The organism is Marinobacter salinexigens (assembly GCF_008370345.1).
Lineage (GTDB): Bacteria > Pseudomonadota > Gammaproteobacteria > Pseudomonadales > Oleiphilaceae > Marinobacter > Marinobacter salinexigens.
Map to the genome: position 1 here is coordinate 215,238 of NZ_VTUU01000001.1, position 16,029 is coordinate 231,266.

Here is a 16,029-nt window from a genome sequence, read left to right on the forward strand (position 1 = left end):
CCTTCAGTCCCTGTAGCCCGGATCAATCCGATCCAGTTTGCGCAGCAGGGCTGGCCAGGCGAGTTTACCGCCCAGGCCTTTAGTAGCTTGTTTGGCCTGAGCCTGAATCGTGCTCAGGATTTCATCCGGAATTTTTACAACCGGTTGTCCGGATGCCATGGCCTGGAGCTGGATTTCACAGGCGGTCTGCAGGATGTACATGCCCAGGAAGGCATCTGCGACGGTGCTGCCGGTGGTCAGCAGGCCGTGGTTGCGCAGGATCATGAAGTTATTTTCGCCCAGATCGGCCTGCAACCGGGCCTTTTCGTCTTCACGCAGGGCCACACCTTCATAATCGTGGTAGGCCAGATTCGAAAGCGGGAACAGGCTTTGTTGCGACAGCGCCAGGAGGCCTTCTTTCTGGGTGGAAATCGCAACACCTTCGGTAGTGTGGGTGTGCATCACGCAGGCGGCGTCGTCACGAACAGCGTGTACTGCGCTGTGGATGGTGAAACCGGCCGGATTGACGTCAAAATCATCCGGATTGATCTTGTTGCCTTCCTGGTCGATACGCACCAGGCTGGAGGCGGTAATCTCTTCGAACATCATGCCGTATGGGTTGATCAGGAACTGATGCTCAGGCCCCGGGATGCGAGCCGAAATATGGGTGAAAATCAGGTCATCCCAGCCATAGAGTGCAATCAGGCGATAGGCGGCAGCAAGATCAACGCGGAGTTGCCACTCTTCCTCGCTGACCAATGCTTTTTTTGACGGAATGGTTAAAGGCTCTGACATTTCGTAATCCTCTCTCGACACGGTCGTTGTTTTTGTCTTTGATCAATCTCAGTTTAGGCTGGTTATTGTGCGCCAGACTGTCAAATCGTTTACATTGTGTGCCAGGGCGTTTCTTTAGACTTGGTGGGATCTTTCGGGTAAATGATAAATATCAAAGAGGTGCTGGGATCCTGTCCTTTGCTGGGCGCCATGCCGGAACAGGGGCTCGCTGAAGCGGCCGCCATGGCCAGGGTGCGGCGTTTCAGTGTGGATGATCCAATCTATGATCCAGGTTCGATGCAATCCACCTTGTGCGTCATTGCCCGTGGCACGGTGCGGATCACCTCGGTGAATGCGTCGGGGCGGGAAGCCACACTGATCATGTTCGATGCAGGATCATGGTTCGGCGATGCGGTGTTTTCCCCCGGGATGCCCAGGGTCTACGGCGTTACGGCCCATCTGGACGCCACGATCATCGAATTACCAGGGGAAGGGTTCCGGCAGTTGCTGGCGAAATACCCCGAGAATTACCCGGTTGTTCTGGACATGGTGAGCCGCCGGTTGTGGTCGGCAATCTCGATTCTGGAGGATGATGCCTTGAGAGGGGTCTCGGCACGGATTGGCCGCCGGCTTCTCTTTCTGTCCGAGATTCAGGGGATTCGGGTGAGTGGTAGTGAGTCGGTTACCCTCAGACTGACCCGGGAACAGATCGCTAATATGATGGGGATGACCCGGCAGGGTGTCCATCGACGCATCAAGGAATATGAAGAACTCGGGTTGCTGACGCTGTCTTATGGCAAGGTAACCATCAATGATCCGTCTGCCCTGCAGGCACATATAGATGCACTCGATTAAAGGGTGTTAAAGCGAAAACAACAATAAATCAGGAGTGTGTCTTGGAATCCAGTCCGTTGATTTCAATTGGTTTGCCGGTGTCTCTGTTCATCATCATGGTGGGTATAGGGCTAACGCTGACGGTGCGCGACTTCGGTCAGGTGACGTTAAACCCGAAGGGCATGGTGGTTGGCACCGTTGCTCAGATTCTGTTGATGCCGTTGGTAGCCTTTGCGCTGGCTGCTGTGCTTGGGCTTGCCCCTGCGCTGGCTGTCGGGCTCGTGATCATTGCGGCCTGTCCGGGAGGAACCACGTCCAATCTGTTTGTGATGCTGTCCCGTGGACATATTGCGCTTTCTATCCTGCTGACCGTCTCTGCCAGCCTGATCACTATCGTAACCCTGCCGTTTTTCACCAATTATGCTCTGGAGATGTACTACGGTGAGGGTGCCAGTATTGCGCTGCCGGTGGGTAAAACCATTGCGATGCTGGTGGTGATTGTCCTGTTGCCGGTTGCCATTGGAATGTTAATCCGCACCCGCGCGCCCGAGTTGGCTCAAAAAGGTGAGGGCATCGTCAGTATTTTTGGGGGGCTGGTGCTGCTGTTGCTGATTATAGCCCTGCTGTGGGGATCCAGGGAGCGTCTTCCGGAGCTGATGAGCCAGGCCGGGCCTGCCGCCTTCCTGCTTAATCTTGTCGGTGTCTGCATCGGGCTGGCCAGCAGCCGCTTGCTGGGCCTGTCCCAGAGGGAGTCGCTGGCGGTAGCTGTTGAATTGGGGATCAAGAACGGAACTATCGCAATGATGGTCACGCTCACGTTGCTTGAATCCAGTGAAATGTCGATTCCCGCCGTCGCTTACAGTGTCATGATGTATGCGTTCGGAGCCTTGCTCATCTTCATGGGACGTCGCCTCGTTCCCGCGACCGCCCAGTAGGGCGGTCCGGACCATCTACTACCAAGGGATGAGTTTTTCCCCTCCATCGGATCATTCACCAATCCCGGTTCGGCGTCTACATTGAATGGGTAAACGCGAAGGCCGCGTTGCCCTGCGATAAACACAACAAGAGGTCGACACCATGATCTACGCTCAACCAGGAAAGGATGGCTCCGTCGTTTCTTTCAAATCCCGTTACGAGAACTACATCGGTGGCGAGTGGGTTGCCCCGGTTAAAGGCCAGTATTTCGAAAACGTCACCCCGGTTACCGGTGGCGTTATCTGTGAAATTCCCCGTTCCACTGCCGAAGATGTCGAGTTGGCTCTGGATGCTGCACACAAAGCGGCTCCGGCCTGGGGTAAGACGTCTGTCACCGAGCGCTCCAATATCCTGCTGAAGATTGCCGACCGCATCGAAGCCAACCTGGAAAAGCTCGCGGTTGCAGAAACCTGGGACAACGGTAAAGCCGTTCGTGAAACCCTGGCTGCTGATATCCCGCTGGCTGCCGACCATTTCCGTTACTTCGCCGGCTGTCTCCGTGCACAGGAAGGCACCATCGGTGATATCGACGAGAAGACTGTGGCTTACCACTTCCACGAGCCGCTGGGTGTTGTTGGTCAGATCATTCCCTGGAACTTCCCGCTGCTGATGGCGGCCTGGAAACTGGCTCCGTGTCTGGCTGCCGGTAACTGCACCGTGCTCAAGCCTGCAGAGCAGACCCCTGCCAGCATCCTGGTGCTGATGGAAGTCATCGGCGACCTGCTGCCGCCGGGCGTGCTGAACGTGGTCAACGGCTACGGCGTTGAGGCTGGCCAGGCTCTGGCCACCAGTAAGCGCATCGCCAAGATCGCCTTCACCGGCTCTACCCCGGTTGGTTCACACATCCTGAAGTGCGCTGCCGAAAACATTATTCCTTCGACTGTTGAGCTGGGCGGTAAATCCCCCAACATCTACTTCTCCGACGTCATGAAGGCTGAGCCTGAGTTTGTCGACAAGTGTGTGGAAGGTCTGGTTCTGGCGTTCTTTAACCAGGGTGAAGTCTGCACCTGTCCTTCCCGGGCGCTGATCCAGGAAGACATGTTTGAAGAATTCATGCAGAAGGTGGTTGAACGCACCAAGACCATCAAGCGCGGTAATCCGCTGGATACTGATGTACAGGTGGGGGCGCAGGCCAGCAAAGAACAGTTCGACAAGATCATGTCTTACCTGGAAATCGGTAAGCAGGAAGGCGCCGTTGTGCTGACCGGTGGTGATCGTGAGCACCTGGAAGGTGAGTTCAATGACGGTTACTACATTCAGCCGACCCTGTTCAAGGGCGACAACAAGATGCGCGTCTTCCAGGAAGAGATCTTCGGACCGGTTGTGGGTGTGACCACCTTCAAGACTGAAGAAGAAGCCCTGGCCATTGCCAACGACACCGAGTTTGGCCTTGGTGCCGGCGTCTGGACCCGTGATACCAATCGTGCCTACCGCATGGGCCGCGGTATTCAGGCCGGTCGTGTGTGGATGAACTGCTACCACGCTTACCCAGCACACGCTGCCTTCGGTGGCTACAAGAAGTCTGGTGTTGGTCGTGAGACCCACAAGATGATGCTCGATCACTACCAGCAAACCAAGAACCTGTTGGTGAGCTACGACACCAACCCGCTGGGCTTCTTCTGATCTGCTAGAGCGGAAGTACGGGCCCATCCACACGGGCCCGCATGTGAGTCAGCACATGGGATGTGCACCTTCATCCCCGATGTCTGGTCGGGGATGCTCCTGCGGGAGCTTCTGGGTATTCTTGTCACTCTCTTAGGTCCTTCCCAGGGCCTTTTTTTATGCCTTTCAGGACGGTTTTCTTCGTAGCAAATTTCACCCTTTTGGACCCACCAAAACAGTTCCAAAGTAGCATATTTAGGCCTGTTCACGCCCGTTACGATGGAATTCGGGTTATCGGAAACGCCGGTAATACACCATCAATGCCTGACAATGACGATAAGAGGTGAGCATTATGTGGACTAAACCAGCCTATGAAGATCTGCGCATCGGTTTCGAAGTCACCATGTACTTCGCCAACCGCTAAGTGGCAGCGCGGCCAGCACTAAAACGCTGGCCGCATTTGTTTCCGGGATCCAACATGCAGATTCATATCCTCGGCTCCGCAGCCGGCGGCGGTTTCCCCCAGTGGAACTGCAACTGCGCCAACTGCGATGGTTTCCGCAAGGGAACTCTGAACGCCAAAGCACGTACTCAATCTTCCATTGCCGTCAGCGAAGACGGAGAACACTGGATTCTTTTCAATGCCTCGCCGGATATCCGCGCCCAACTGGCGTCGTTCGAGGCTATGCAGCCGGCCCGGCAACTCCGGGATACCGGCATTGACGCCATCCTGTTGATGGACAGCCAGGTGGATCACACTACGGGACTGCTCTCGCTGCGAGAGGGCCTGCCGATGGATGTCTGGTGCACGGAGCAGGTACACCAGGATCTCAGCGGTGGCTTCCCGTTGTTTAACATGCTTGAGCACTGGAACGGAGGCCTGAGCTGGCGCGAGATTGTCGCCTCGGAACAACAGGCGTTTACCATTCCCTGTGCGCCGTCCATTGAATTGACGGCCATTCCGCTGTTGAGCAATGCGCCCCCGTATTCGCCGCGTCGTGACAACCCGCACCCGGGGGACAACATCGGTATTTTCCTGGAAGACACCCGCACCGGCCAGAAAGTGCTGTACGCACCAGGCCTGGGTAAACCGGATGAACGTATCCTCGGCTGGATGCGTAAAGCCGATGTACTGCTGGTGGATGGCACGGTCTGGCACGATGACGAAATGATCCGTCAGGAAGTGGGCACAAAGACAGGTCAGGCGATGGGCCACCTGGCGCAATCCGGACCCGGCGGTATGATCGAAGTGCTCGATACCATGCCGGCCGACCGTAAAATTCTAATCCACATCAACAATACCAACCCGATCCTGAATGAGGATTCTGCCGAGCGCGCCGAACTGGGTCAGCACGGCATTGAGGTTTCCTGGGATGGGATGCACATCGACTTGTGGGGGCAGTCATGAACGCAATCGCCAACACCACCATGAATCGACAGGATTTCGAACAGGCCCTCAGGGACAAAGGCCAGCTTTATCACATTCATCATCCCTACCATAAAGCCATGTATGGCGGGCAGTGCACCCCGGAGCAGATCCGCGGCTGGGTGGCAAACCGCTATTACTACCAGATCAATATCCCCCAGAAAGATGCGGCCATCATGGCCAATTGCCCGGATGCCAGCGTGCGCAGGATGTGGCTGCAAAGAATTCTGGATCACGATGGCCATGAGGGTGATGCCGGCGGCATAGAAGCCTGGTTGTGTCTTGCGGAAGCGGTCGGCCTTAGCCGGGAAGAAGTGATTGATCAGCGCCATGTACTGCCGGGCGTTCGTTTCGCGGTGGATGCCTATCTGAATTTCGCTCGCCGGGCGACCTGGCAGGAAGCAGCATGTTCGTCTCTCACCGAATTGTTTGCGCCGCAAATCCATCAATCCCGGCTGGATAGCTGGCCCCAGCACTATCCATGGATTGAAGAGGGTGGATACAGTTATTTCCGCAAGCGGCTGTCGGAAGCAAGGAGGGATGTAGAGCATGGTCTTCAGATTACCCTCGACCATTTCACGACGGCGGCCCAGCAGAGCCGGGCGCTGGAAATACTGCAATTCAAGCTGGATATCCTATGGTCTATGTTGGATTCGCTGACTATGGCTTACATGCATCAAACGCCCCCGTATCACACCGTCACCGACCAGCAAGTCTGGCATCGGGGGCTGTGATGGAGCAGACGACGGAGGTAGCTATGGCTAAAACCCCTAAGCTGCGCAGGGGCTTCCGCTTTCAGTGGGAACCAGCCCAGGAAAGCTACGTGCTGCTTTATCCAGAGGGTATGGTAAAGCTGAACGGCAGCGCCGGTGCTATTCTTAAAGAAGTGGATGGTGAGCGAAACGTAGACTCAATTGTGGCATCGCTGGAACAGCAGTTTCCCGATGCAGGGCCCCTTGGCAAGGACGTAGAGGAGTTTTTGCAGGACGCGGAGAAGCAACACTGGATTGAACTGGTATGAACGCTCCGGGGAAGCAACCCGACAATGTTTCTGTTGGACCGCCTCTGTGGTTGCTGGCGGAACTGACCTACCGCTGCCCGCTGCAGTGTCCTTATTGTTCCAATCCACTGGACTTTGCCCAGACCGAACGTGAGCTGACGACAGAACAGTGGGTCAGTGTGTTGCGTCAGGGGCGGGCTATGGGCGCGGCTCAGCTGGGATTCTCAGGAGGGGAGCCCCTGGTTCGCCAGGACCTCCCGGAATTGATTGCTGAAGCGCGCGACCTGGGCTACTACACCAATCTGATTACTTCCGGCCTTGGCCTGAACTCCGCCAAGGTGGACGCATTCGCCGAGGCCGGGCTGGATCACATTCAGGTCAGTTTTCAGGCGTCCGATCCTGAACTCAATAATGCTGTCGCTGGTTCCCGCAAAGCCTTTGACCAGAAGCTGGCCATGGCCCGTGCGGTGAAAGAGGCGGGCTATCCGATGGTGCTTAACTTCGTGATCCATCGGCACAACATTCACCAAATGAATGACATCATTGAGCTGTGTGACCGGCTCGGGGCGGACTACGTCGAGCTGGCCACCTGCCAGTATTACGGCTGGGCATTCAAAAACCGGGAAGGTCTGATGCCCTCGCGGGGGCAGCTGGAGAAGGCAGAAGCTGAGGTGAATGCCTATCGGGCTCGCCTTCAGGATGCCGGCTCTGCGATGAAGCTGATCTTCGTGACCCCGGATTATTACGAGGAACGTCCCAAGGCCTGTATGAATGGTTGGGGCAGCCTGTTCCTGACGGTGGCGCCGGACGGTACCGCTTTGCCCTGCCACAGCGCACGTATACTGCCCATCGATTTCCCCAATGTAACCGAGATGGAGCTTCGGGATGTCTGGTACAACAGCCCGGGATTCAACCACTACCGTGGTGATAGCTGGATGCCGGAACCCTGCCGATCCTGTGATGAGAAAGCAAAGGATTTTGGTGGTTGCCGTTGCCAGGCCTATATGCTGACCGGCAATGCGGATAACGCCGATCCGGTTTGCGGAAAATCCCCGCATCACGACCGAATCCTTGCGGCGAGGAGAGCCGCCGACCACGCCACGGCAGGCATTGAAGAACTGACCTTCCGAAATGCCGACAACTCTCGCCTCTTCTACCGGGGCTGATCGCGCCCCATTTCCTTCCCTGGCTGCCAGGAGACTGACGGCCTGGCAGGCTGCGGGCGCGCTTCGCCAGATCGGTGATCTGGTGGTTTCCGGGGAGGGCGTTTTCTGGCTAAGCCATGAGCCGACCCTGGGATACGCTGTTCTTGATGGCCTTCGTGAGGGCGTCCGGTTAGCCGGGGCTGTCGAGCCGGCCGCCATCCGAAGCCGGGTCAATGGGTACGGTGGAGGAGCGCTGTGCGCAGGTGCCTCAGGACTTTTTGCCGTATCAGAGACACAGCAGATTCTGCGGGTAATGCCAGATGGTTCGGACGTTACCGAGCTTACCCGGGAGGGCAGCGGACATTTCGGAGGTTTGGTCACCGATGACACGCGGTCACGGGTGTTGGCGGTGCGGGAGTATGAAGGCGCCCAGAGCCTGGTTGCTATCGACGACACCGGCCAGATCCGGACTCTTCATCTGGGGAATGATTTCTATAGCGCACCTGCGGTGTCGGCCGACGGTCAACGTCTGGCCTGGGTGTCCTGGCAGTTGCCTGATATGCCGTGGGTAGAGTCGGTGCTCTGGACAGCGGATGTGACGCCCGATGGAGAACTGGCTAATCCCAGGTGCTGGCCATCGCCGACCCAGGGCTGCATACAGCAGCCGGTATTCGAGGGTGACCAGCTCTGGGTGCTGTCAGATCACGACGGGTGGTGGCAGCCCTACCGGTTTTCGGAGCGCCTGGGCCAAGGGCTCTGGCACAAAGACACCACCGTTGAGCTGGACCACGGGAATGCCCCGTGGCAGTTGGGGGAACGCCACCACTGTCTCTTTGCTCAGGACGGCTGGGCAAGGGTTCGGTATCACAGGGGTGTCGGGGAATTGTGGCTCAACCATTCTGAACTGCTGGCTCCGGTCCGTGTAGCGGAAGACTGGACGGATTTTCGGGCACTCCGTTATTGCGAGGGACATCTCTATTGCATTGCTCGTTCCGCAACTGTGATGGATGCGGTTCTGAGAATCGATCCGTTGACCGGCCACATTGAGGTCCTGGCCGGTGGAGATGCTCCATGGGACGATGTCGCCCCGGTCCTCCCGGAATGGTTTCAGCTTCCGGGAGGTGATGAAGCGGTTCAAGGATTCCTGTACACCCCCCGGGATGATGAAGAGCAGTCTTGGCCCCTTATCCTGATTGCCCACGGGGGGCCAACATCGGCGGTTTACCCTGTACTCAACCCGCAAATACAGTTCTGGTGTCAGCGAGGATTTGCCGTGGCTGAAGTTAACTATCGGGGAAGTACGGGGGCTGGCAGGGTGTTCCGCATGGCCCTGAAAGGGCAGTGGGGCGTGGCCGATGTAGAGGATATGGAGCGGGCCGCTGATTATCTGGCCGCTTATGGGAATATTGATGGCCGCCGGATCTTTATCCAGGGGCGGAGTTCCGGAGGTTACACCGCTTTAATGGCGCTGGTGCGCAGCGACAGGTTTGCTGGCGGCGCCAGTCTGTATGGTGTTAGTGACCCCATGCGGCTCAGGTCTGTGACTCATCGTTTTGAATCCGGTTACCTGGATTGGCTGCTGGGAGCTCCGGGCTCAACGGGACAGCACTGGGATGAGAGGACACCACGGTACCGGGCAGCGAATATATCAGCGCCCTGCATTTTTTTTCAGGGAGGCCAGGATCGCGTTGTGGTGCCTGAGCAGACCCGGGCTATGGTGGCGGCGATCCGGGAGGCTGGTGGCAGCCCGGAACTATTCTGGTTTGAGGATGAAGGGCATGGATTCCGGCGCCAGGAAAATCAGGCGGCGATGCTGGAGTGGCTTCACAGCTTTTATCGTAAACATATCCGAAAGCCCAATGAACCCACGGAAAACTTGAGTTAAACTCTCGACTATTCCTATAAGAACAAGTCGTCGAGTACAGGTCCATGAGTCACGATATTTCAGCCCTCCGCAAGTTTGTTTCCCCGGAAATTGTTTTTGGGGCCGGGTCCCGTAAATCGGTCGCCAATTTTGCCAGCAACTTTGGTGCGCGGCATGTGTTTCTGGTGTCTGATCCGGGGGTTGCGGCAGCAGGATGGGTGCAGGAAATCGTAGAGCTGCTGACGGCGGCGGGCATCCGGTCAACGTTATTTACCGGAGTGTCGCCCAACCCGAAAGCAGAAGAGGTGATGGCCGGAGCGGAACTCTATAAAAGCCAGGAATGCGATGTCATCGTGGCTATCGGCGGTGGAAGTCCGATGGATTGCGCGAAAGGTATCGGTATTGTTGCGACCGATGGCCGCCACATTATCGAATTTGAAGGTGTCGATACGATCACCACGCCACCGCCGCCACTGATCCTGATTCCTACAACAGCGGGTACCTCGGCAGATGTCTCGCAGTTTGCCATCATTTCCGACCCGGACCGGCGCTTCAAGTTTTCGATCATCAGTAAAGCCGTAGTACCTGATGTATCCCTTATTGACCCCCAAGTGACCGAAACCATGGACGCCTACCTGACAGCCTGTACCGGTGTCGATGCCATGGTTCATGCCATCGAAGCATTTGTTTCCACCGGCAGCGGCCCGTTGACCGATACCCATGCCCTGGAAGCGATCAGACTGATCAACCGCAATCTGGAACCGCTGATTAATAACACCTCGGATCCTTTCTTGCGGGAACAGATCATGCTGGCCTCCATGCAGGCCGGGCTTGCGTTCTCGAATGCCATTCTTGGTGCGGTTCACGCCATGTCTCACAGCCTGGGTGGTTTCCTGGATCTGCCTCATGGCCTGTGCAATGCGCTGCTGCTGGAACATGTGGTTGCCTATAATTTCACCTCAGCGGAAGACCGTTTTCGCCGGGTCGCAGAAGCGATGGATATTGATACCCGTGGCATGAGCAAACCGGAGATCAAGACGCGCCTGATGAATCGCATCATCGAGCTGAAAAAGAAAGTGGGACTGGAAGCCAGACTGACTGAATTGGGCGTGACGGTTTCCGATATTCCGTACCTGTCCGGGTTTGCCCTGCAAGACCCCTGTATTCTTACCAATCCCCGCAAATCGTCGCTGCGGGATGTTCAGGTTGTCTATGAAGAAGCCCTCTGATGAACAGGACAGCCGATACGGCATAGGTGACCTGTTAGGACTCGGCAGCCACTCCGTTCGCAAGAACTACTATCCGGCGCTTCAGGAACAGATTGATGAGCTGGAACAGGAACGTAACCGGTACAAATGGCTGTTTGAGAATGCCTTGCACGGCATCTTTCAGGCTAACTTCCGGGGTGGCTTCCTGGCCTGCAACCCCGCCATGGCCAGGCTCTGCGGCTATGACAGTCCGGAAGATCTGACGAAACGGGTCATCCGGCTTCGGGAACAGCTATTTTTCTCCGTATCGGAGTTCGACAAGATCCGCCAGGAGCTTCTGGATAACGGTAGCCTGAGCGCCCGGGAAACCCTGTTTCGCAGGGCTGATCAAACCCCCGTTCATGTGGCGATCACCTTGCTCCGTCGGCCGGACCTGGGACCGGAGATCGTCGTTGCCTTCGTGGCTGATATTACTGAAAGAGTCCAGGCGCGGCAGAAGCTTGAACAACTGAACCAGGACCTTGAGGCCCGGGTTGAGGAGCGCACAGAGGCACTGCAGAATGCCAACGTGGGGCTGCGCTACCAAATCGAAGAGCGGGAAAAGGTGGAAAAGGAGCTGGTGGTCGCAGTTGACGCTGCCAAAGAGGCCAATCGCAGCAAAGACAAATACCTCGCCGCTGCCAGCCATGACTTGCTACAGCCACTCAACGCCGCTCGTCTGATGGTCTCGGCGCTGCAGGACAGCACTCTGCCACCGGCGGAAACCCGGATGGTGCACCAGATTCATCGGGCTCTTGAGGGAGCGGAAGATCTGCTGGCGGACCTGCTCGATATCTCCAAGCTGGATCAGCAGGCCATGCAGCCGGACCTGATCTACGCAGATCTGGAGTTCGGGCTTAAAGCGCTGAGTGAGGAGTTTGATGCAGTAGCCTCGAACGCCGGGCTGGATTTTCGGGTCAGGACCTGTCCGGCGGTGGTGAAAACTGACCAGCGAATGCTGGCGCGGATTGTCCGTAACCTGTTGAGCAATGCGTTCCGCTATACCCGAAAAGGGGGCATCCTGCTGTCCACGAGGCTCCGGGATGGCGATCTGTGCATAGAAATCTGGGATACCGGCGTCGGGATCGAAGAAAACAAACTCAAGGATATTTTCACCGAGTTTCATCAGTTATTACCTCAGGGCACAGGTGGCAGGCAGGGCGTGGGGCTTGGGCTGGCCATCGTCGAGCGGATGATCCGGGTACTCGGTTACAGGATCGATGTGGTATCGCGACCGGGGCGGGGCTCCCGCTTTACCATCACCATTCCTGCTGAGCATCTCACGGATCATAAGCCGGTGGTCAGGGATACGACCGTGCCATCATTCGATACCGGCCTGGAAGGCGTAAAAATCCTCGTCATCGACAACGAACCGGCAGTACAGGAGAGCATGACGGCCCTGTTGGAGCGCTGGGGTTGTGAGGTGACACCCGCGGCCAGCGACAGCGACGCGCTGGAAGCATTAACGGATTTCCCTGACGTCATCCTGGCAGACTTCCATCTTGATCACGACCGTACCGGATTTGAAGCCATTCATGCTATTCGCCGCTCGCTGGGCGAGGATATTCCGGCCGCGATCATTACCGCAGACCGTAGCGATGAAACCCGTCAACTTCTCCGCGCGCAGTATCTGCCGATTCTGAACAAACCCGTCAAACCGAACCGCCTCAGGGCGTTGCTGATCAGCCTGTTGTCCGCCCGCTGACACGTCCCCGGCGTTTACCGCCGGAACGACTAAACTTATCCGGGAATAGTTGGTCGAAAATTTCAGTAGGGGGCAATGATGACTGTTCAGGACAATCGACTCACCAATCATGAAGTAACCATCTGCCTGGCGGGCGGTGCCGTGCTGGGGCCTTTCAATGCGACGTGGAGCCAGGGAGAGGGCGGCGATGTCCGCGAACTGGTGCGGGAATACGATGCCTGGTTACAGGGCGAGAAGCAGCAGCGGTTCAAGTTCCACCTGCATGATACCTATACCAACACAGTGCATACCCTGGTGTTGAATTTTGAGCAGGTTACCGGCATCTGTGATCATGTAAGGCTGAGATCCCACGAAGGAACGTAACCGCTGAAAGGAGGTATCGTGAGCGATTACCGAGTAGAGCATGATAGCCTGGGTGAGGTACAGGTGCCGTCTGATGCGCTCTGGGGCGCGCAGACCCAACGCGCGGTGGAGAACTTTCCCGTCAGCGGGCAGGTTATGCCCCCGGATTTCATTACCGCAGTTGCCCGGATCAAGAGAGCTGCTGCGGAGGCTAACGCGAGCCTGGGATTTCTGGAGAATCCACAGCGCGATGCCATCCTCGACGCCTGTGACCGGTTGATTGCCGGAGAGTTCGCTGACCAGTTCCCGGTTGATCGTTACCAGACCGGGTCGGGAACCAGTACCAACATGAACGTGAATGAGGTGATTTCGGCAATCGCGGGCAAGGCCGGTGTTCAGGTACATCCGAATGATCACGTCAATATGAGCCAAAGCTCCAACGATGTGATTCCCACTGCTATTCACATCAGCTCGGTTATTGCGGTCAAGGAACAACTGATCCCTGCGCTGACGCACCTGCGCGGCGTTATCTATGAGAGGGAAGCCCATTTTTCGGACCAGGTGAAGACCGGCCGGACCCACCTGATGGACGCCATGCCGGTGACGCTTGGTCAGGAAATACGAACCTGGCGGGAGCAGCTCCTGGCCGCCGAGGAACGGGTAGAGCGGGCTGCGGATGATCTGTTGGCTCTTCCCCAGGGCGGTACCGCTGTCGGTACTGGTGTGAATGCCGCCCCCGAGTTTGCTAATCAGTTCGTCCGCTTCCTCAAGTCTGGTACCGGGTACGGTTTCCGGTCGATGGAGCACAAATTCGTTGGACAGAGCGCCGTGGACGGGCCGGTTGCGTTGTCGGCGCAGCTCCGTGGTGTTGCGATCGTACTGACCAAGATGGCGAACGACCTGCGCTGGATGAACAGCGGCCCTATTCATGGTCTTGCAGAGATAAGTCTGCCGGCATTGCAGCCAGGCAGTAGCATCATGCCGGGTAAGGTGAACCCGGTTATACCCGAGTCTGTCGCCATGGTTGGAGCTCAGGTGATGGGGCTGGACACGGCGGTAGCGGTAGCCGGGCAGTCCGGTAACTTTCAGCTGAATGTAATGCTCCCATTGGTGGGCGCTAACCTGCTGGATATGACCAGCTTGCTCGCAAAGGCGGGGAGTATGCTTGCGGATAAGGCCATCAGGGAATTTATCGTTAACGCGGATACCCTGAATGAGGGGGTGGGCAGAAATCCGGTGCTGGTGACAGCCCTGAACCCGGAAATCGGCTACAGCCTGGCGGCGGACATAGCCAAAGAGGCCTATAGCACTGGCCGGCCAGTGATTGATGTTGCTGAAGAACGAAGTGGCCTCAGCCGGAAGCGACTGGAAGAGCTGATGGACCCTTTGAAACTGACCCGTGGCGGGCTGGCCTGATCCGGCACCAGCAGAGGTGTATCTGACGTAGAGGGAGTACAGGCGCTTGCTGATACCCTTTGAGTTATTCGTCATGCTGGTGCTTGCCAATGGCGCGCCGGTTGTGGTGGCCAAGGTTCTCAAAAACCGCTGGGCCGCTCCCGTTGATGGTGGTCGGCTCTGGGCAGATGGCCGGCCGGTACTGGGGCGCAGCAAAACATGGCGGGGCCTGATAGCGGGCATCATCACTTGCGCCCTGTTTTCCCTTGTCACCGGGCTCGGCCTGATCTTCGGGGCACTGTTTGGTTTGCTGGCGTTGCTGGGGGATATTGTCAGCAGCTTCGTGAAGCGCCGGCTGGGGTTGTTATCCAGTGGTCGGGCGGTCGGGCTGGATCAGATACCTGAGGCGTTATTGCCGATGATATTGGCTATGTTCTGGTTGCCGCTCAGTGTTCTGGACGGCCTGCTCATTGTGGCGTTATTTACTCTCTCCAACATTTACTTCTCACCGATTCTTTACCGGCTCGGCATCCGCCGCCATCCGCACTAGTGCTTCGATATCGCCAGCCCTATTGCGGCCCCCGGGTCAGAGTGTGGATGGTCACTTCCGGAGGGCAGTTCAGTCGGACATTCACCACCGATGTACCGGCGCCGGGTGAGGTGTAACCCTGCATGCCATTCACTGTCCAGTAGCCCCGGCCCAGGCGCCGGGGGCAGTCCGAATCCAGTGTCACCGGAATCCCGCCGGGCAGGCAGATCTGGCCGCCGTGGGTGTGGCCGCACAGGAAAACGTCGTAGCCGGCATGGGCCGCCTCGCGCCAGATTTCAGGGGTGTGGCTCAACAGTATACTGACACCGCCGAGTGGGATGTCATTGCCGGCCTGGTGCAGGTTGTGGGCCTTGTAGAAATGGGCGTCGTCGACCCCGGCGAGATAGATTTGCTCTCCGTTTCGTTCGACGGGGAGCATCTCGTTCATCAACAGGTTGTACCCCATGTCTTCCAACGCCGGTAGCATGCGAATGCTGTCGTGGTTGCCGAGGATGGCGAAGGCCGGGCCGCGAATGCGCTTTCTGAGTCGCTCCATGCCATTCAAGGCAGCATCTACAGGCCCCCAGGTTTGTTTTCGGTAGTCCCCTGTGAGCACGCACAGATCGTATTCCAGCGGCTCGATCCGATGCATGACGGCCTGCAAGTTGGCCTCGTCCATATCCACATGCAGGTCGGTCAGGTGCAGGATGCGAAAGCCGTCGAAGGCTTCAGGGAGGTCAGGCAGGTGAAAACGGTTTTGAGCTACATCCAGGCGCCTGCTATTGTCCTGCCCCCTGCGGAACAGTCCGGCCATTTTCAGGCAAAAGCGGATAAAGCCGGGAGCTGAGGCGAGGTTCTCCAGGTGGAAGGATCTGTGATCTTGTCCGAAAACCAGAGCTTCGGCTTCCCGTTCGATCCCCAGTCTCTGCCGGGCGTGAACGGGCCCGAGCCGAAGACTGAGGCGATACTCGAGCAGCTCATCCTGATTTTCAGGTACGCGAGCCCTTGCCGTCATTGTTCTGTCCTTGATATGCCGAGCGGGCTTTTACCGTCGTGCGAGAACGCGGCAAACCCTGTCTGTCATTATGGTCCGCTTCGGCGGGTATGCAACCGGAATGGCAGATTGTTCATGTTCCCGGTGGCTGAATGATCCATTGGCAAAGTGGGGCCGTAACAGCGACAATTCATGGTTACACTCATCTGAATTTCTGG

General features: G+C 57.2%; 16 protein-coding genes. 14 read left to right on the forward strand and 2 right to left on the reverse strand.

From position 1 onward, the window contains the following. Positions 1–3: 3 nt before the first annotated feature. Positions 4–774, reverse strand: coding sequence for a class II aldolase/adducin family protein (locus tag FWJ25_RS01040; protein ID WP_149598393.1), 771 nt, complete (start codon positions 772–774; stop codon positions 4–6). Positions 775–915: 141 nt separating this feature from the next. On the opposite strand from FWJ25_RS01040, the gene FWJ25_RS01045 reads away from it, so the two are divergent. The 14 genes from FWJ25_RS01045 (at position 916) to FWJ25_RS01110 (ending at position 14,838) form a co-directional block, all read left to right on the forward strand. Next, positions 916–1,608, forward strand: coding sequence for a Crp/Fnr family transcriptional regulator (locus tag FWJ25_RS01045; protein WP_149598394.1), 693 nt, complete (start codon positions 916–918; stop codon positions 1,606–1,608). 41 nt (positions 1,609–1,649) lie between these two features. After that, positions 1,650–2,522, forward strand: a complete 873-nt coding sequence (locus FWJ25_RS01050) for a bile acid:sodium symporter family protein (protein ID WP_149598395.1) — start codon at positions 1,650–1,652, stop codon at positions 2,520–2,522. A gap of 142 nt (positions 2,523–2,664) precedes the next feature. Continuing rightward, positions 2,665–4,185, forward strand: a complete 1,521-nt coding sequence (gene exaC / locus FWJ25_RS01055; RefSeq protein WP_149598396.1) for an acetaldehyde dehydrogenase ExaC — start codon at positions 2,665–2,667, stop codon at positions 4,183–4,185. Positions 4,186–4,516: 331 nt separating this feature from the next. Beyond that, positions 4,517–4,588, forward strand: a complete 72-nt coding sequence (pqqA, locus tag FWJ25_RS01060; RefSeq protein WP_007153157.1) for a pyrroloquinoline quinone precursor peptide PqqA — start codon at positions 4,517–4,519, stop codon at positions 4,586–4,588. A 54-nt stretch (positions 4,589–4,642) separates the two neighbouring features. Beyond that, on the forward strand, positions 4,643–5,572 hold the full coding sequence (gene pqqB / locus FWJ25_RS01065; protein ID WP_149598397.1) for a pyrroloquinoline quinone biosynthesis protein PqqB: 930 nt from the start codon (positions 4,643–4,645) through the stop codon (positions 5,570–5,572). Next, positions 5,569–6,324: a pyrroloquinoline-quinone synthase PqqC gene (gene pqqC, locus FWJ25_RS01070; RefSeq protein WP_149598398.1), complete on the forward strand. Its 756-nt coding sequence runs from the start codon at positions 5,569–5,571 to the stop codon at positions 6,322–6,324. Before pqqB ends, pqqC begins: the two co-directional genes overlap by 4 nt. Continuing rightward, the gene (gene pqqD / locus FWJ25_RS01075) at positions 6,324–6,611 is read left to right on the forward strand and encodes a pyrroloquinoline quinone biosynthesis peptide chaperone PqqD (protein WP_149598399.1); all 288 of its coding nucleotides are present in this window, start codon (positions 6,324–6,326) and stop codon (positions 6,609–6,611) included. The genes pqqC and pqqD overlap by 1 nt, the downstream gene beginning before the upstream one ends. Next, a complete protein-coding gene (gene pqqE / locus FWJ25_RS01080) occupies positions 6,608–7,756 on the forward strand; it encodes a pyrroloquinoline quinone biosynthesis protein PqqE (RefSeq protein WP_149598400.1) in 1,149 nt (382 codons plus the stop codon). Before pqqD ends, pqqE begins: the two co-directional genes overlap by 4 nt. After that, complete coding sequence (locus tag FWJ25_RS01085; RefSeq protein WP_246166624.1) at positions 7,722–9,620, forward strand: S9 family peptidase; 1,899 nt, start codon at positions 7,722–7,724, stop codon at positions 9,618–9,620. The genes pqqE and FWJ25_RS01085 overlap by 35 nt, the downstream gene beginning before the upstream one ends. A gap of 44 nt (positions 9,621–9,664) precedes the next feature. Further along, entirely contained in the window at positions 9,665–10,828 is a 1,164-nt protein-coding gene (ercA, locus tag FWJ25_RS01090; RefSeq protein WP_149598401.1) for an alcohol dehydrogenase-like regulatory protein ErcA, read from the forward strand. After that, complete coding sequence (locus FWJ25_RS01095) at positions 10,812–12,551, forward strand: PAS domain-containing hybrid sensor histidine kinase/response regulator (RefSeq protein WP_149598402.1); 1,740 nt, start codon at positions 10,812–10,814, stop codon at positions 12,549–12,551. Before ercA ends, FWJ25_RS01095 begins: the two co-directional genes overlap by 17 nt. A 78-nt stretch (positions 12,552–12,629) precedes the next feature. Continuing rightward, positions 12,630–12,914 (forward strand): hypothetical protein, encoded by a 285-nt coding sequence (locus FWJ25_RS01100; protein WP_149599033.1) that lies wholly within the window; start codon positions 12,630–12,632, stop codon positions 12,912–12,914. An 18-nt stretch (positions 12,915–12,932) separates the two neighbouring features. Then, a complete protein-coding gene (locus FWJ25_RS01105) occupies positions 12,933–14,309 on the forward strand; it encodes a class II fumarate hydratase (RefSeq protein WP_149598403.1) in 1,377 nt (458 codons plus the stop codon). 46 nt (positions 14,310–14,355) lie between these two features. Then, positions 14,356–14,838 (forward strand): CDP-archaeol synthase, encoded by a 483-nt coding sequence (locus FWJ25_RS01110; protein WP_149598404.1) that lies wholly within the window; start codon positions 14,356–14,358, stop codon positions 14,836–14,838. A gap of 19 nt (positions 14,839–14,857) precedes the next feature. Here the strand turns inward: FWJ25_RS01110 and FWJ25_RS01115 are convergent, their stop codons facing one another. Beyond that, on the reverse strand, positions 14,858–15,832 hold the full coding sequence (locus FWJ25_RS01115; protein ID WP_149598405.1) for a metallophosphoesterase: 975 nt from the start codon (positions 15,830–15,832) through the stop codon (positions 14,858–14,860). Positions 15,833–16,029: the final 197 nt, after the last annotated feature.

Excerpts from the sequence above, each read along its gene's own strand:
- FWJ25_RS01095 (WP_149598402.1), top strand. The coding sequence starts at position 10,812 with ATGAAGAAGCCCTCTGATGAACAGGACAGCCGATACGGCATAGGTGAC.
- FWJ25_RS01100 (WP_149599033.1), top strand. The coding sequence starts at position 12,630 with ATGACTGTTCAGGACAATCGACTCACCAATCATGAAGTAACCATCTGC.
- FWJ25_RS01115 (WP_149598405.1), bottom strand. The coding sequence starts at position 15,832 with ATGACGGCAAGGGCTCGCGTACCTGAAAATCAGGATGAGCTGCTCGAG.
- FWJ25_RS01045 (WP_149598394.1), top strand. The coding sequence starts at position 916 with ATGATAAATATCAAAGAGGTGCTGGGATCCTGTCCTTTGCTGGGCGCC.
- exaC (WP_149598396.1), top strand. The coding sequence starts at position 2,665 with ATGATCTACGCTCAACCAGGAAAGGATGGCTCCGTCGTTTCTTTCAAA.
- pqqE (WP_149598400.1), top strand. The coding sequence starts at position 6,608 with ATGAACGCTCCGGGGAAGCAACCCGACAATGTTTCTGTTGGACCGCCT.
- pqqB (WP_149598397.1), top strand. The coding sequence starts at position 4,643 with ATGCAGATTCATATCCTCGGCTCCGCAGCCGGCGGCGGTTTCCCCCAG.
- FWJ25_RS01040 (WP_149598393.1), bottom strand. The coding sequence starts at position 774 with ATGTCAGAGCCTTTAACCATTCCGTCAAAAAAAGCATTGGTCAGCGAG.
- pqqC (WP_149598398.1), top strand. The coding sequence starts at position 5,569 with ATGAACGCAATCGCCAACACCACCATGAATCGACAGGATTTCGAACAG.
- pqqD (WP_149598399.1), top strand. The coding sequence starts at position 6,324 with ATGGAGCAGACGACGGAGGTAGCTATGGCTAAAACCCCTAAGCTGCGC.
- ercA (WP_149598401.1), top strand. The coding sequence starts at position 9,665 with ATGAGTCACGATATTTCAGCCCTCCGCAAGTTTGTTTCCCCGGAAATT.
- FWJ25_RS01085 (WP_246166624.1), top strand. The coding sequence starts at position 7,722 with ATGCCGACAACTCTCGCCTCTTCTACCGGGGCTGATCGCGCCCCATTT.